A 14,252-nucleotide genomic window follows, 5' to 3' on the forward strand; every position below is an offset into this window, starting at 1 on the left:
TGCGTCGTGCTCGCGGGACGCGCCCAGGTCGCCTGCTCGACCAGCCGGGACGACCTGGTCGGCGTCTCGCTGACCATGGCACGGGTGTCCCGATCCTCACGGGCGCCCGTTCCAGGGGGCACCGGCGATCGCGAGCGGCACGTCGCCATCCCGCTCAGGCGAGACGATCGCCGAGCGGTGGGGGTGGGCTCGGATGCGAAGGGGCGTCAGAGCCGCGCTCCTCGAACCCACGGCCGAACGACCGGGGTGACGGCGCGGCAGCCCCGAGCACCGAGACCACCCCCGCCGCGGACGCAGCCACGCGGGCTCGGGACGCGACCACGCGGGTTTGGGACGCGACCACGCGGGCTTGCGACGGCGACGCCGACGACGGCGAGTGACCCACCGCCGTCGGGCACGACCATGTCGAGGGGGCCCGACCGCACCAGGCGGTGTGACCCCTATCCCGGCGGGCGACCGATCGTCGTCGGGCACCGCAACCAGCGTTCTCCTTCGGCGGACTGTGGGTCTACCTCGCGTGACTGCGGTTCTCCTTCGGCGGACCGGGGTTCTCCTTCGGTGGGGAGTAGGGGGAGGGCCAGGGGCCGATCTCGGGGAGGGAGGCGGCGGCGTCGGCGCGGTGGGCGACCGGCTCGACGGCGGGGGTGCGGCCCGCGAGCCAGGCGGCGATGTCGGTGAGGCGTCCGCGGACGACGACCGCTCTCGGCGCACCGGACCCGGGGGCGTTCTCCTCCTGGGCGTCCGCGTGGGGGATCGACCCGGGTTCGGTCGCCGTGCGGAGACCGGCGGGGCCGACGACGAAGGACGCGGGCTGCCCGACGACCTCGACCACGACGTCGTCCGTGAGCCGGACCCCGAGGAAGTCGAGGAGGTGCAGGCCGAGCGGACGCGGCCAGGTGTCGAGACCGATCCCGGCGTCGAGGTCGACGGCGTGGATCCGGACCTCGCGCCACCAGGCGACGAGGGCGTCGGCGACCGTGCCGTCGCGGTACGTCACCGGAGCGTCCCACCCGGCCGAGCCGGGACCGGGCCACGCGGCGTCGAGGCGCTCGGCGAGGGCCTCGAGCGCGGCGACGTGCTCCGCGACCGACCGGTGTGCGCCCTCCTGGATGCCGGCCTCGCGCCCGGCGGCGCCGCCGTCGTACACCTCGACGAGCTCACCGTGGGCGGCGTGCTCGGCCTGGCGGGCCATCGCGGTACCGATCGCCGTGACGTGCGCGAGCACGTGGCTGCGCGACCAGCCGGGCAGGGCGGACGGGCCGGCGAGGCCCGCCGCGTCCAGGGCACGCGTCGTGGCGGTGACGACGTCGAGTGCGGCGCGCGCGTCGCGACGCACCTCCTCGATGTCGGGCACGGCGAGCGGGCTGGTTCCGGTCAGGGCCACAGGAGCTCCTTCGTCCAGTCGGCGGGCGCGTCGGACGACGCCGTGTAGCGCAGGCGGGTCTGGCCGTCGGGTGAGGACGCCCAGAATTCGACGCTCGTCGGCTCGAGCGCGTAGGCCGTCCAGGCGTCGAGCACGAGGTCCGGCTCGGCGCGCACCCGTTCGAGCGCGGCGTCCCACGCGGCCCGGTAGGCGCCCCGCGACGCGAGCGGGGTGCTCTGCGGGCCCGCGAGCGCGGTCGCGCGCGAGAAGCCGGAACGGGCGAGGAAGTCGGCTGCCGACGCGTCCGGGCCGAGCGGGACGACCGGCCCGCACACCCGCACCTGGCGGCCGTGCTCGCGCCAGAAGAAGGTCAGCGCGGCGTTCGGGTTCTGCGCGATGGCCACGCCCTTGGGTGAGTCGGCGCGGGTCGCGAAGACCCAGCCGTCGCCGTCGACGTCTTTGAGGATCAGCGTCCGGGCGTCGACCCGGCCGCCCGCGTCGGCCGTGGAGAGCGTGGCGGCGTGCGGTGCGGGCAGGCCGGCGTCGATCGCCTGCTGGAGCCAGTCGACGAAGAGCGTGCTCGGGTCGTCCGGTGCCGAGCCGACGTCGAGGCCGGGCAGGTCTGGACCGAACACCGGCAGTGCGCGCAAGCGCTCACGAAGCGTCGGGGGGTCGGGTGTCTCGGTCATGCGTCCTCCGGGGTGGTCGGGCCGGGGTCGAGCAGCGCGACGAACCCGCGGGCCGCGGCGGTCATCGCGTCGGGGTCGTCGAGGGCGCGCGCGAGGACGTACCCGCCCTGCACGATCGCGACGGCGGCGTGGGCGCGGTCGCGGGCCGCGTCGTCGGGCAGCCCGTCCTCCGTGAGGACGGCGGCGGCCAGGTCGACGAGCCCGCGGAAGTAGGCGCGGACCTCGGCGGCCAGCACGTCGTCGTCCATGACGGCCTGGTCGCTGACGAGGCGACCGACCTTGCACCCGGCGAGCGCCGGGCGCGGTCGCTCGAGGTAGCGGACGAGGCGCTCGACGGCGGAGCCGCTCGCGTCGAGGTCGCGGTGCGCGGCGTCGAGCCCGGCGGCCGTCGTGGCGTGGACGGCCGCGGCGGCGAGGTCGTGCTTGGTGGGGAAGTGGTGGTACAGGCTGCCCTGGCCCACACCGCTCACGGCGAGGACCTGGCGCGGGCTGGTCGCGCCGACGCCCTGGGCCCAGAACAGCTCCTGCGCGGCGGCGACGAGGCGCTCGCGGGCGTCGGTCGTCGTCATGCGACCACCGTACCTACCTCTAGGTATGGTGTCGAGCCGTCTCTCTGCGGAGCGCCAGCCGTCACACCTCGCCGTCCCGCTCGGTCGGGACGGCATGAGAGTCCAGTCGTACGGTGGGTCGGTGACGGTGCAGCAGCGGGTGCTGGTGGTCGCGGTCCTCGCGTCGTTCGTGTCGTTCCTGGACGGCTCGGTGGTCAACGTCGCGCTGCCCGCGATCTCGGCCGAGCTGACGACCGGTCCGGTCACGGGGCTGGCGCTGCAGCAGTGGGTCGTCGACGCCTACATGATCACGCTGGGCGCCCTCATCCTCCTCGCGGGATCGCTGTCGGACGTCCACGGCCGGCGCCGCATCATGGCGATCGGCCTCGTCGGCTTCGCGGTCACGTCCGTCGCGTGCGCGCTGGCCCCCGACGGGCTGTTCCTCGTCGTGGCGCGCGGGCTCCAGGGCGTCGCGGGCGCCCTGCTCGTGCCCAGCTCGCTCGCCATGATCATCTCGACGTTCGACGGCGAGCGGCAGTCCCGCGCGATCGGCTCCTGGACCGCGTGGACCAGCACGGCGTCGCTCGTCGGGCCGCTGCTCGGTGGGATCCTCATCGACACGATCTCGTGGCGCTGGGTGTTCTGGATCAACGTGCTCCCCGTCGCGGTGACGCTGTGGCTGCTGCGGGGCGTACCGCGGTCCGCCGCGGAGGAGCCGGGCGCCGGGGCCACCCGCCGCATCGACGTCGCCGGGGCGACGCTCGCCGCCGTCGGGCTCGCCGGGACGGTGTTCGCGCTCATCGAGCAGGGCCGGTTCGGCTGGGCGAGCCCGGTGGTGTGGGGACCGGGCGTCGTCGGGGTCGCGTGCCTGGTCGTGTTCGTGTGGTGGGAGCGGCGCGCCCCCGACCCGATGCTCCCGCCGCGGCTGTTCCGGGTGCGCAACTTCGCGTGGGGCAACCTCGCGACCGCCGCCATCTACGGCGCGCTCTACTTCGGCGGGTTCGTCGTCACGCTGTTCCTCCAGCAGGTCGGCGGGTACAGCGCGACCGCCGCAGGGCTCGCGCAGCTCCCCGTGACGCTCGTGCTCCTCGCGCTGTCGACGCGGTTCGGGGCGCTCGCGGGCCGCTACGGACCGCGCCTGTTCATGACGGTCGGGCCGATCGTCGGCGGTGCCGGCTACCTGCTCCTGCTCACGACGACCGAGGACGCCGTGTACGTCACCCAGGTCCTGCCCGGTCTCGTGCTCTTCGGCCTCGGCCTCGCGATGACGGTCGCGCCCCTCACCTCCGCGATCCTCGGTTCCATCCCGGCGGCCGACGCCGGGATCGGCTCGGCGGTGAACAACGCGGTCTCCCGCGTCGCGGGGCTCGTCGTCATCGCGCTGGCGGGCGTGATCGTCGGCGGCGTGCTCGACCTCGACGGCTTCCACCGCTCGCTCGTCGTGACCGCCGCGCTCCTCGTGCTGGGCGGCGTGCTGAGCTGGGTCGGCATCCGCAACGAGCGCGTGCGCGACGCGGCGCGGACGACCACGTGAGCGGTCACGGTGAGACTGCTTGGCCGGCGCGCGTCCCTCACCGGACCGTCTGCAGGTCGTGCGTGGAGGTGTTGAGGCGACGTGCGCCGTCGGGCACGTCGGGCGGGAACGCGACGACGATGTCCTCGATCCGGACGCCGAAGCGGCCGGGCAGGTAGATGCCCGGCTCGACCGAGAAGCACATGCCGGGCTCGATCGGGCGGTCCTCGCCCTCCACCATGTACGGCGGCTCGTGGGTCGTGGTGCCGATGCCGTGCCCGGTGCGGTGCACGAAGAACTCGCCGTAGCCCGCGTCGGTGATGACGGCGCGTGCGGCGCGGTCGACGTCCTGGCAGGTCGCGCCCGGCCGCACGGCGTCGACCCCGGCCTGCTGGGCGCGGCGGACGACGTCGTAGACCTCGCGCTGCTGCGCCGCGACGGCGTCGTCGGTGCCGCCCTCGACGACGACCGTGCGCGTCGTGTCGGAGCCGTACCCGTCGCGCAGCCCGCCGAAGTCGAGCACGACGAGGTCGCCCGGCTCGATCACGCGGTCGCCGGCGTCGTGGTGCGGGTCGGCGCCGTTCGGGCCCGCGCACACGAGCGTGAAGTCGACCTGCTCGTGCCCGTGCTCGCGCAGGAACCGGTCGAGGTCGGCCGCGACGTCCCGCTCGCGCCGACCCGCGAACGTGACCTCGCGGATCTGGGCGAACGCGGCGTCGGCGGCGACGCCCGCGGCGGCGAGGCGCTCGACCTCCTGCGCGTCCTTGACGGCGCGCAGTGTCGGGACTGCGTCGGTGAACGCGGTGAACCGCGCGTCCGGGAGCGCGCGCTGGAGCCCGAGCACGTGCAGCGCCCACGTCGAGTCCGAGACGGCGTAGGTTCCGGCCGGGTCGAGGAGGCGCGCGGCGGCGTCGTGCTCGTCCTCGCCGTCGCGCCAGGTCGCGACGTCGAGCCCGTCCGCGCCGGGCGCCGCGGCGAGGTCCCCGCGCTCGAGCAGCGGCACGACGACGGAGGGCCGGCCCGAGTCGTCCGGCACGCCCGCGGGGATCGCGAGCAGCGTCAGTCGCTCGGTCTCGGGCGGGGCGTACCCGGTGAAGTACGCGAGGTCGGGTCCGGGGGAGACGAGAAGGCCCGCCATCCCGGCGTCGCGGGCGTGCGCGGCGGCGCGTTCGCGCCGGGCGGCGTAGACCTCGGGGCCGAAGCCGGCCCCCGGACGTGCGGCGTCGGTGCTGCTCATGGTGCCAGCCTGGCATCCCGCACCCGCGAGATCGACCCGAGCGCTCCGTCGTCGACCCCCTGACGCTCCATCTCGGACGTACGGGTCGATCTCGCGACGGGCAGGGCCGTGGCAGGGTGGGCGCATGAGCGACGTGCGCAACCTCTTCGCGGCCCTCGGCGCGTTCGCCGGGCACTGGCAGCCGCACCGCGTGGCGAGCCTCAACGACGAAGACGTCAAGGTGGTGAAGGTGCTCGGCGAGTTCGTCTGGCACACCCACCCCGAGACCGACGAGCTGTTCCTCGTGCTCGCGGGCGAGCTGACGATCGACCTGCGCGAGGGCGGCGTCGAACGGGCGGTCGTGCTGGCCCCGCACGACCTGTTCGTGGTGCCGCGCGGCGTCGAGCACCGGCCACGGGCCGCCGTCGAGACGTCCGCGGTGCTCGTCGAGCGACGGGGGACGGTGAACACGGGGGACGCGGGTGGTGACCTGACGTCGCCGTTGCGCGAGCTGCCCGACGCCTGACGACGAGTTCGACCCGAGCGGCCGAGTTCGACCCTCGGTGGGCCGATCTCGCGACGCTCGGGTCGATCTCGCGGGACTCAGACCCGGACGACGACCTTGCCGCGCACGTGGCCCGACTGGCTCGCGCGGTGCGCGTCGGCGGCGTCGGCGAGGTCGAACACCTCGGCGACCTCCGGGCGCAGCAGGCCCTCGTCGCCAAGGCGCGCGAGCTCGGTGAGGTCCGCCACGTCGGGGCGCACCCAGACGTAGTGCCCGCCGAGCTCGTCCCGGGCGCGGGCGTCCGTGATCGAGGCGACCGTCCCGCCGTCGCGCAGGACCTGGGGCACGGAGTCGAGCGCGTCGCCGCCCACGTAGTCGAGGACGACGTCGACGCCCTCGGGCGCGAGACCCGTGACGCGGTCCGCGAGACCCTCGCCGTACGTCACCGGCTCGGCGCCCAGCGAGCGGAGGAAGTCGTGGTTGCGCTCGGACGCCGTGCCGATCACCCGCGCGCCGAGCGCCCGCGCGATCTGGACGGCGAACGACCCGACGCCCCCGGCCGCGGCGTGCACGAGGACCGTCTGCCCCTCGGCGACCCCGGCACGCCGGATCGTCTGGTACGCCGTCAGGCCCGCGAGCGGGACCGCGGCGGCCTCCTCGAACGACCACGCCGCGGGCTTGCGCGCGAGCGTGCGGACCGGCGCCGCGACCAGCTCGGCGAACGTCCCGCCCGACACCTCGCCGCCGACGACGTCCTTGCGCACGTATCCGTACACCTCGTCACCCACCTGGAGCTCGGGGGTATCCAGCCCGACGCGCTCGACGACGCCCGCGACGTCCCACCCGGGGACGACCGGGAAGACGGCGTCCATGAGCTGGTCGAGGTACCCCTCGCGGACCTTCCAGTCCACCGGGTTGACGCTCGCGGCGCGCACGCGCACGAGCACGGAGTCGGGCCCGACCTTGGGGGTCGGGAGGTCGGTCGTCTCGAGGACGTCTGGGCCGCCGTAGCGGGAGTACGTGATGGCTCGCATGAAGGCGGCAACCGCGTGACCGCCCGCCCGATTCCCGCGGTCGCCGAGACAGAGCCTCTTCCGAGGGGCCCGTGGTCTGCCGAAGTAGAACCGTGGTCGGTCAGCCCTCGAACGCCGTGGGGTCCATGAAGAGGACCTCCCACTGGTGGCCGTCGGGGTCGGCGAAGCTGCGGGAGTACATGAAACCGCCCTCCTCCTGGGGGTCCTTGACGGCCGTCGCGCCGGCGGCGAACGCGGCGTCGGCGAGGCGGTCGACCTCCTCACGGCTGTCGACGCTCAGCGCGTTGATGACCTCGGTCGTCGCGGTCGCGTCGGCGACGGACTTGTTCGTGAACTGCTTCGCGAACTCCTCGGTGAGGAGCATGACGTAGATCGTGTCGCTGATGACGATCGAGGACGCGTTCTCGTCCGTGAACTGCTCGTTCACGGTGTAGCCGAGCGCCGTGTAGAACGCCTTCGAGGCGTCGAGGTCCTTGACGGGCAGGTTGACGAAGATCTGCGTGCTCATGAGTGCGCCTCCGGCGTCGTGGGCGGTTCGCCCGGTACGTGGTGTCGTGGGGATAGACGACGGGTGCCCCACGAACTCATCGGCGGAGGGCTACGCGTGCCTCAGACGAGCACGTCGCCGTCGCGCGCGACGACCCGGCCCCCGGCGATGACGAGCGCGCGGCGCGGGGCGCGCACGACGGCGTCGGGCACGTTCTCGGCCTCGACGAGCACGACGTCCGCGGGCGCGCCGACGGCGAGGTCGTGCACGTCGCGGCCGACGAACCGGGCGGCGTCGGACGTCGCGACGCGCGCGGCAGTGACGAGCTCCTCGTCGTGCCGGAACCGGGACAGGCGCGCGAGCTGCGTCGTGAGGGCGAGGAGGTCCCCGGTCCCGTAGGGCGACCACAGGTCACGGATCCCGTCGGTGCCGAGCCCGACGGCCACGCCCGCGGCACGCAGCGCGTGCACCGGCAGGGGCGCGGCGCCGATCGGCGCGACGGTCGTCATGGTGATGCCCGCCTCGCCCATCGCGGCGACGAGGTCCGCCTGGCGCGACGCCGGGACGTCGCCGACCGCGAAGCCGTGCGCGACGTTGACCCTGCCCTGGAGCCCGGCGCGCAGCGTGCGGTCGATCATGAGCTCGACCTGGAACGCCCCGAGCTCGCCACCGTCGTGCAGGTGCACGTCGATCCCGACGCCGCGCCGCTCGGCGATCGCGAAGAGCCCGTCGAGCTGGCCCACGGGGTCGCGGTCGATGGACGCCGGGTCGAGCCCGCCGACGTGCTCCGCGCCCGCAGCCGCGGCCGCGTCGAGGAGGTCGAGCACGCCCGGGCGGCGCAGCACGCCGTCCTGCGGGAACGCGACGATCTCGGCGTGCACGGCGCCGGCGAGCGCGGCGAGCGCCTCGCGCACGACGTCGATGCCGCGCAGGCCCAGGCCGAGGTCGACGTCCACGTGGGTGCGGATCGCCGTCGTGCCGTGGCGGACGAACTCGCGCAGCACCGCGAGCGTGACGTCGACGCCGGGGATCCCGAGCTCGTCGCGGTGCGCGCGCTCGTGCGCGATGCGCCCCTGCGTCGTCGCCTCGCCGCCGTAGCTGACCCACGGCTTGCCCCACCAGCTCTTGTCGACGTGCGCGTGCGCGTTGACCAGTCCCGGCAGGGCGAGCAGACCTCGACCGTCCACGACACCGTTCGCCCCGCCGTCGCCGGGCGCTCCGGTGCCCGACGGTGCAGGCGCGGCCGGGTCGTGCGGCGTCACCGCGGTGATCAGACCGTCGGTGACGTGCAGGTCGACCCGCTCGCCGCCCCACGGGCGGACGTCGCGCAGGACGCTGACGGTCTCGGGGGTGCTCATGCTGGTCATGCGGCGGGTCCTTCCGGGAGCGGGACGACGACCTGCGGCCGTCCGGGGATCTGGATCTCGTACGACTCGAGCGTGGCGAGGTCGACGACCGTCGCGCCGTCCCACGCCTCGGCCTGCGTGTACCCGCCGGCGAGCACGGCGCTCAGGGCGCCGGTCCCGGGGTCGGTCCACGTGGTGACGGTCTCGTGCCGGCGCGTCAGGGGAGCGACCCGCTCCTCGCCGGTCGCGGGATCGAGGACCGCGACGTTCGGGCCGCCGGTCGCGTTGCCGAACGGCCCGTTGCCCACGACGACGACGCGGCCGTCGGGCGTGCGCGCGACGCCGTGCTGGTGGCTGTCCGCCGCGGAGGGCACGGTCGTCGTCGTGCCCGTAGCCGGGTCCAGGCGGACGAGCACGCGCCCCTGGTAGGGGAGCAGGAGCGCGCCGTCGTCGTCGAGCACCGAGTAGTGCGGCTTCTCGAACGACGCGAGGCCGCCCTCGGTGCCGAACGGCGCGACCTCGATCCGCCGCGTCTCGAACGTCGTCGTGTCGACGACGTGCACGGAGAACTGGTCGTGGTCGACGGTGTACACCTCGCCGCCGTCGGTCGCGACGAGGACGTCGAAGGTTCGCAGCCCGACGGGCGTGCTCGCCACGACCTCGCGCGCCGCGACGTCGACGGTCTCGAGCGTCGACGAGTCGCCGCGGTGGACCGCGACGTGGACGCGTGCGCCGTCGGGCGACACCGCGATGCCCATGCCCCCGCGCCGGTGCTCGCCGAACCCGACCCGGGCGGGCGAGTCCCGGTAGGGGATGAGGTCGACGCGCTCGCGCGACGTCAGGTCGACGACCGCGACGCCCTGCGCCGTCGAGACGTACGCGCGCATGCTCGGGGCGTGCACGGCGATGCCCCACGGCGCGGCCCCGACCTCGACGCGGTCGACGACGGCGCTGCCCTCGCGGACCGTCGGGTCGACGACGGCGAGACCGTCGGACTCCGCCTCGGTCGCGAGGAGGTAGCGGGGGGCTGCGTCCTCCGGCTCGACGGTGGGCTCGGCCTCGGGCGCGGGCACCTCGGGGTCCGAGGCGGGGGAGCTCGGGCCGGGCGGAGCCGGGTCGGGCGTGGTGGGGTCGGCCGGGCTCCCGGGAGAGCACGCGGCGAGGAGCACGGCCAGGCTCGTGATCCAGAGCGCGCCGCGGCGCCACGCACGGGTCGCCGCGGTCGTCCGACCGGGCGCGGTGGTGTGCCGAGGGTTCGCCAGCATGGCAGAATGGTATACCAAAACCCGCTCAGGGGAATCCGGGAGGATGACGGCATGGCACCTCGCTCCGCCTCCGCCACCGGCGCGCCCGGGCTCGACACGCCCGAGCCCGACACGTCCGAGCACGGGACGTTCGAGCCCGAGGCGCTGCGGGTCGCGCGCGTCCTGCGCGACCAGATCGTCGACGGGGAGCGCGGTCCCGGCAGCAGGCTCGTCGAGCGCGAGCTCGCCGACGAGCTCGGCGTGAGCCGCGTCCCCGTGCGCGAGGCGCTCCGCGCGCTCGTCGCCGAGGGGCTCGTCACGCCGCGACCGCGCAGCTGGGCCGTCGTGCGCACCTTCTCGCCCGACGACGTCGCGCACCTGCTCGAGGTGCGCGCGGCCCTCGAGGTGCTCGCCGCGCGTCGGGCCGCCGAGCGCGCGGCACCGCAGGACCTGACCGCGCTCGCCGACGCGCTCGCGCGCGAGGAGCAGGCCGCGGCCCGCGACGACGCGACGGCCGCACGCCGGGCGGCCGCCGACTTCCACGAGGCGCTGCTCGCGGCCGCCGGCAACAGCGTGCTCGACGAGCTCACGGCCGTCACCGCCAGCCGGTCGCGCTGGCTGCTCGGCCAGCACGAGGACCTCGCAGGCATGGCGGGCGAGCACCGCCACCTGCTCGACGCGATCCGCGCCGGCGACGCCGACGAGGCGGCGCACCAGGTGGCCGCCCACCTGGAGACGTCACGCCGCGCCCTCACCGCACGACGCGCCGCCGCGGACTGACCACGTCAGCCCGCGGTGCGCTCCGCCCGCGGCTCCAGGACGACGACCGCGGTCTCGGAGGGGCGACGCGCCGCGAACCCGTCGAGCCCGTCGTCGTACGTACGCCACCGCTCCCAGAGCCGGGCCCGCTCCGCACCCTCGGCCGCCCGGCCGTGCACGGCGCGCGACTCGCCGTGCAGCTCCACGGTCGTGTCCGGGTGGGCCTGGAGGTTGAGCCACCACGCGGGCTCGGGCGCCGCCCAACCGTTCATCGCGAGGGTCACGAGGTTCGGTCCGTCCTCGAAGTACCCGACGATCACGGCGTGCTGGCGACCGGTGCGCCGGCCCACGGTGCGGAGCAGGAGCGTGCCCCACTTCTGCTCCCGGGGCTTCCAGAGGCCGCGCCGGCGGCCCGTGACGCGGTAGTACGCGCGGTGCACGACCCAGGCCGTGCGGACGAACCAGCGCGGTGGGAGCCGGGGCGGGCGCTCGGGGGCGGGAGGTGCGGACGACGTGTCGGTCATGGTCACCGTCCTGCGTCGGAGGGGAGCCGAGGAACCTCGACGCAGCAACCGTCCCGCGAGGCCGCGGTCGACGTCAACGGTCGGTCAGCGGTCTAGCCTCGCGGGCTCCTCGCGCACGACGTCGGTCGGCGCCTTGTCGCGCCGCCACCCCTTCCACACGGGGTGCCGCAGCTTGCCGAACGGGATGTCGTCCGCCTCGCCCTCGCCCGGCCCCGTCCACTCGGCGTAGACCACCTCGGCGACCCGGCGTGGGGAGACCCAGCGCGCGTCGCGCGCGTCCTCGCGCGGGACACCCGTCGCGGGCGGCGTCGTGCGCTCGATCCGGCCGAGCTCGGCGACGAGGTCGCGCCGCTCGGCGTCCGTGAAGCCCGACCCGACGCGCCCCACGTACACCAGCCGGTCGCCGTCGGGCACGGCGAGCAGGAGAGAGCCCATCAGGTGCGTGCGGTCGCCGTGCCCCGGGCGCCACCCGACGACGACGACCTCCTGCGACTGTGCGTGCTTGAGCTTGAGCCAGAGCGCCGACCTGCGGCCCGACGAGTACGTGCCGTCGCGCCGCTTTGCGACCACACCCTCGAGCCCCAGCCGTTTCGACGTGTCCAAGGCGGCGTCGAGGTCGCCGTCGAACGCGGGAGGTACGTGGACCGGCGCGTGCGCGTCGCCCAGCACGTCCTCGAGGATCTCGCGCCGCTCGTCGTAGGGGCGCTTCGCGAGGGAGCGCCCCGCCGTCTCCAGGACGTCGAACACCATGAGGTCGACCGTGACCCGGCGCCGCGCGGCGGCGACGTCCGCCGGCTTGGCGATGTTCGCGCGCTGCTGGAGGCGCCGGAAGCTCGGCCGCCCCTGCGCGTCGAGCGCCACGATCTCGGCGTCCAGCACGACCGGCAGCGCCTCGGCCGGGACCTGCTCGGCGAGCGCCTGCAGCTCCGGGTACGTCACCGTCATGTCCTTGCCCGAGCGGCTCACGAGCCGCACACGGCCCTCGGACACGTGCGCGAGCGCCCGGAACCCGTCCCACTTCATCTCGAAGGCCCAGTCGTCGCCGTCGTGCAGGTCGCCCGCCGACGCGGGCGACGCGAGCATGGGCCGCCAGTCCGTCCGAGCCGGCGCTGGCTCGTCGTGATCGTGGCCGGGCGACACCCCGCGGCGAGGCGACGACGAAGCGGGGGGTGGGGAGGAGGTGCCGGGTCGTGGCGGGCCTGGCGGGAGCGGCGAGGAACGAGCCGCGGATGGTAGACCCGGCGCCTCCTCCCCACCCCCCGCGCCCCGACCCCCGCCCTGGCCCTGACCCTGCGGTCTTCCGCCCGCCCGGCCCGGCTTCGGCGCCATGAGGTGGATGAGCCAGTTGTCCTCGTCGCGGCCGTCGCGGCCGCCCGTGTGGATGAGGGCGAGCCGGCGCGTGCCGTGCTGCTCGCCGTGGAGGGTGACGATGACCTCCTTGCCGTCGCGCCACTTCTCCAGCTCGTACGTGCCGGCGTCCCAGATGGTCACCTCGCCCGCGCCGTACTCGCCCCGCGGGATCGTGCCCTCGAACGCCCCGTAGGCGAGCGGGTGGTCCTCGGTCTGCACGGCGAGGTGGTTCTTCTTCGGGTCGGTGGGCTCGCCGCGGGGGAGCGCCCAGCTCACGAGGACGCCGTCGTGCTCGAGCCGGAAGTCCCAGTGCAGGCGTCGGGCGTGGTGCTCCTGGATGACGAAGCTGTTGCCCTCGCTCGCCGGTGGCGCCTCGTCGGGCACGGGCTCGGGCGTGCGCCGGGCGTCGCGCATGGAGCGGTAGCGGTGCAGGCGGTCGGGCCGCTCGTCGTCGCTCCCCGTCCCGGTGCCCTCCGCGCCGTCGCTGCCCGACGTCGCGGCGCCCTTGCGCTCGAACGTCGCCATGCGCTCGGGCGTGGGCTCGAGCGCGGAGAGGTGGCCCAGCGTGAGCGCCGCGAGCGGGTCGCCGATGGTCCGCACGCGCTCGACGACCTCGTCGGCGTCGAGGTGGCTCAGGTCCGGGTCGTCGAGCTCCTCCCACGTGCGGGGCGCGGCGACGGTCGGGTGCTCGCGCCCGCGCAGCGAGTACGGGGCGATGGTCGTCTTGTTGCCGTTGTTCTGGCTCCAGTCGACGAGCACCTTGCCGCCGCGCAGCGACTTCTTCATGTCGCTCACGACGAGGTCGGGGTGCTCGGCCTCGAGGTAGCGCGCGAGCTCGTGCGCGACGGCGGACACGGCTGCGGCGTCCTGCTTGCCGTCGAGCGCGGCGTACAGGTGGATCCCCTTCGAGCCGCTCGTCACGGGCAGGGGTTCGAGGCCCATGCCCTGGAGGATCCGGCGGGCCAGGCGCGCGACCTCGGCGCACTCGGGCAGCCCGGCGCCCGGGCCGGGGTCGAGGTCGAGCACGAGCCGGTCGGGGTTCAGGTGGACGCCCGTGCGGCCGAACTGCCACTGCGGCACGTGCAGCTCGAGCGACGCCGTCTGGCCGAGCCACGTGAGCGTGGCCAGGTCGTTGACGAGCACGTAGTCGTTCGCGCTGCTCTTGTGCTGGATGCGGCGCGTACGCACCCACGACGGCACGCCCTGCCCGGCGTTCTTCTGGAAGAACACCTGCCCGTCGACCCCGTCCGGCCAGCGCTTGCGGGTCGCGGGGCGGTTGGCGCAGTGGGGGAGCATCACGTCGGCAACGGCGGCGAGGTACGCGAGGACGTCCGCCTTGGTCGTCCCCGTGGCGGGGTACAGGACCTTGTCGAGGTTCGTGAGCCGCAGCCGGTGGCCACCGACGCTCACCGTCTCGCCCGCGCTGCGGCTCGATGAGGTGGCCATGGGCCCATCGTGGCGCGCACGGGACGGCGCCGCCCGCGGGGCGGGGCCGGACGCGGGACCAAGGGCCCTGTCCGCGGGCCGTCGCGGGAACTTCCCGGCGCCCCCGACCGTGCACACTGGAGGAGGCGGCCCGACCGGACCGGGAGGACCGCCGTGACGAAGCAGGACCGAGAGGAACACCGTGACGCACCTGACGACCGACGACGTCCCGCCGTCCGGGGAGATCCG

At 74.9% G+C, this 14,252-nt stretch carries 13 protein-coding genes; 3 read left to right on the forward strand and 10 right to left on the reverse strand.

The window, feature by feature from the left end; translation table 11 throughout:
• Window positions 1-508 precede the first annotated feature (508 nt).
• Genes FIC82_RS09480 through FIC82_RS09490 form a run of 3 tightly spaced genes read right to left on the reverse strand, consistent with a single transcriptional unit; the run spans window position 509 to window position 2,621 of the window.
• Window positions 509-1,384, reverse strand: coding sequence for a maleylpyruvate isomerase family mycothiol-dependent enzyme (locus FIC82_RS09480; RefSeq protein ID WP_253691679.1), 876 nt, complete (start codon window positions 1,382-1,384; stop codon window positions 509-511).
• Window positions 1,375-2,052, reverse strand: coding sequence for a pyridoxine/pyridoxamine 5'-phosphate oxidase (locus FIC82_RS09485; RefSeq protein WP_154798381.1), 678 nt, complete (start codon window positions 2,050-2,052; stop codon window positions 1,375-1,377). Before FIC82_RS09485 ends, FIC82_RS09480 begins: the two co-directional genes overlap by 10 nt.
• A complete protein-coding gene (locus tag FIC82_RS09490; RefSeq protein ID WP_168731677.1) occupies window positions 2,049-2,621 on the reverse strand; it encodes a TetR/AcrR family transcriptional regulator in 573 nt (190 codons plus the stop codon). Before FIC82_RS09490 ends, FIC82_RS09485 begins: the two co-directional genes overlap by 4 nt.
• A gap of 121 nt (window positions 2,622-2,742) precedes the next feature.
• Here FIC82_RS09490 and FIC82_RS09495 point away from each other — a divergent pair, with 121 nt between their 5' ends.
• Window positions 2,743-4,134 (forward strand): MFS transporter, encoded by a 1,392-nt coding sequence (locus FIC82_RS09495; RefSeq protein ID WP_253691682.1) that lies wholly within the window; start codon window positions 2,743-2,745, stop codon window positions 4,132-4,134.
• Between the two features lie 37 nt (window positions 4,135-4,171).
• On the opposite strand, the gene FIC82_RS09500 is transcribed toward FIC82_RS09495, so the two are convergent.
• Window positions 4,172-5,350, reverse strand: a complete 1,179-nt coding sequence (locus tag FIC82_RS09500) for an aminopeptidase P family protein (RefSeq protein ID WP_154798384.1) — start codon at window positions 5,348-5,350, stop codon at window positions 4,172-4,174.
• Window positions 5,351-5,474: 124 nt separating this feature from the next.
• On the opposite strand from FIC82_RS09500, the gene FIC82_RS09505 reads away from it, so the two are divergent.
• Window positions 5,475-5,855: a cupin domain-containing protein gene (locus tag FIC82_RS09505; RefSeq protein WP_154798385.1), complete on the forward strand. Its 381-nt coding sequence runs from the start codon at window positions 5,475-5,477 to the stop codon at window positions 5,853-5,855.
• A gap of 77 nt (window positions 5,856-5,932) precedes the next feature.
• Here the strand turns inward: FIC82_RS09505 and FIC82_RS09510 are convergent, their stop codons facing one another.
• The 4 genes from FIC82_RS09510 to FIC82_RS09525 all read right to left on the reverse strand — a co-directional run bounded on the left by FIC82_RS09510 (window position 5,933) and on the right by FIC82_RS09525 (window position 9,966).
• Window positions 5,933-6,868 (reverse strand): NADP-dependent oxidoreductase, encoded by a 936-nt coding sequence (locus FIC82_RS09510; protein WP_154798386.1) that lies wholly within the window; start codon window positions 6,866-6,868, stop codon window positions 5,933-5,935.
• Between the two features lie 100 nt (window positions 6,869-6,968).
• A complete protein-coding gene (locus tag FIC82_RS09515; RefSeq protein WP_154798387.1) occupies window positions 6,969-7,376 on the reverse strand; it encodes a VOC family protein in 408 nt (135 codons plus the stop codon).
• 101 nt (window positions 7,377-7,477) lie between these two features.
• Window positions 7,478-8,722, reverse strand: coding sequence for an amidohydrolase (locus FIC82_RS09520; RefSeq protein ID WP_154798388.1), 1,245 nt, complete (start codon window positions 8,720-8,722; stop codon window positions 7,478-7,480).
• A complete protein-coding gene (locus tag FIC82_RS09525) occupies window positions 8,719-9,966 on the reverse strand; it encodes a YncE family protein (RefSeq protein ID WP_154798389.1) in 1,248 nt (415 codons plus the stop codon). The genes FIC82_RS09520 and FIC82_RS09525 overlap by 4 nt, the downstream gene beginning before the upstream one ends.
• A gap of 51 nt (window positions 9,967-10,017) precedes the next feature.
• Between FIC82_RS09525 and FIC82_RS09530 the strand changes: the two genes are divergently transcribed.
• Entirely contained in the window at window positions 10,018-10,725 is a 708-nt protein-coding gene (locus tag FIC82_RS09530) for a GntR family transcriptional regulator (protein ID WP_154798390.1), read from the forward strand.
• Between the two features lie 5 nt (window positions 10,726-10,730).
• Here FIC82_RS09530 and FIC82_RS09535 read toward each other — a convergent pair whose 3' ends face one another.
• Both FIC82_RS09535 and FIC82_RS09540 read right to left on the reverse strand, forming a co-directional pair.
• Window positions 10,731-11,228 carry a nitroreductase/quinone reductase family protein gene (locus FIC82_RS09535; protein ID WP_154798391.1) on the reverse strand — a complete coding sequence of 166 codons (498 nt, stop codon included), beginning with the start codon at window positions 11,226-11,228 and terminating at the stop codon, window positions 10,731-10,733.
• Between the two features lie 84 nt (window positions 11,229-11,312).
• Window positions 11,313-14,024, reverse strand: a complete 2,712-nt coding sequence (locus FIC82_RS09540; protein WP_154798392.1) for an ATP-dependent DNA ligase — start codon at window positions 14,022-14,024, stop codon at window positions 11,313-11,315.
• Window positions 14,025-14,252 lie beyond the last annotated feature (228 nt).

This window comes from Cellulosimicrobium protaetiae, from assembly GCF_009708005.2.
In the GTDB taxonomy this organism is placed as follows: domain Bacteria; phylum Actinomycetota; class Actinomycetes; order Actinomycetales; family Cellulomonadaceae; genus Cellulosimicrobium; species Cellulosimicrobium protaetiae.

Excerpts from the sequence above, each read along its gene's own strand:
- FIC82_RS09500 (WP_154798384.1), bottom strand. The coding sequence starts at position 5,350 with ATGAGCAGCACCGACGCCGCACGTCCGGGGGCCGGCTTCGGCCCCGAG.
- FIC82_RS09530 (WP_154798390.1), top strand. The coding sequence starts at position 10,018 with ATGGCACCTCGCTCCGCCTCCGCCACCGGCGCGCCCGGGCTCGACACG.
- FIC82_RS09540 (WP_154798392.1), bottom strand. The coding sequence starts at position 14,024 with ATGGCCACCTCATCGAGCCGCAGCGCGGGCGAGACGGTGAGCGTCGGT.
- FIC82_RS09535 (WP_154798391.1), bottom strand. The coding sequence starts at position 11,228 with ATGACCGACACGTCGTCCGCACCTCCCGCCCCCGAGCGCCCGCCCCGG.
- FIC82_RS09510 (WP_154798386.1), bottom strand. The coding sequence starts at position 6,868 with ATGCGAGCCATCACGTACTCCCGCTACGGCGGCCCAGACGTCCTCGAG.
- FIC82_RS09485 (WP_154798381.1), bottom strand. The coding sequence starts at position 2,052 with ATGACCGAGACACCCGACCCCCCGACGCTTCGTGAGCGCTTGCGCGCA.
- FIC82_RS09515 (WP_154798387.1), bottom strand. The coding sequence starts at position 7,376 with ATGAGCACGCAGATCTTCGTCAACCTGCCCGTCAAGGACCTCGACGCC.
- FIC82_RS09490 (WP_168731677.1), bottom strand. The coding sequence starts at position 2,621 with ATGACGACGACCGACGCCCGCGAGCGCCTCGTCGCCGCCGCGCAGGAG.
- FIC82_RS09520 (WP_154798388.1), bottom strand. The coding sequence starts at position 8,722 with ATGACCAGCATGAGCACCCCCGAGACCGTCAGCGTCCTGCGCGACGTC.
- FIC82_RS09525 (WP_154798389.1), bottom strand. The coding sequence starts at position 9,966 with ATGCTGGCGAACCCTCGGCACACCACCGCGCCCGGTCGGACGACCGCG.
- FIC82_RS09505 (WP_154798385.1), top strand. The coding sequence starts at position 5,475 with ATGAGCGACGTGCGCAACCTCTTCGCGGCCCTCGGCGCGTTCGCCGGG.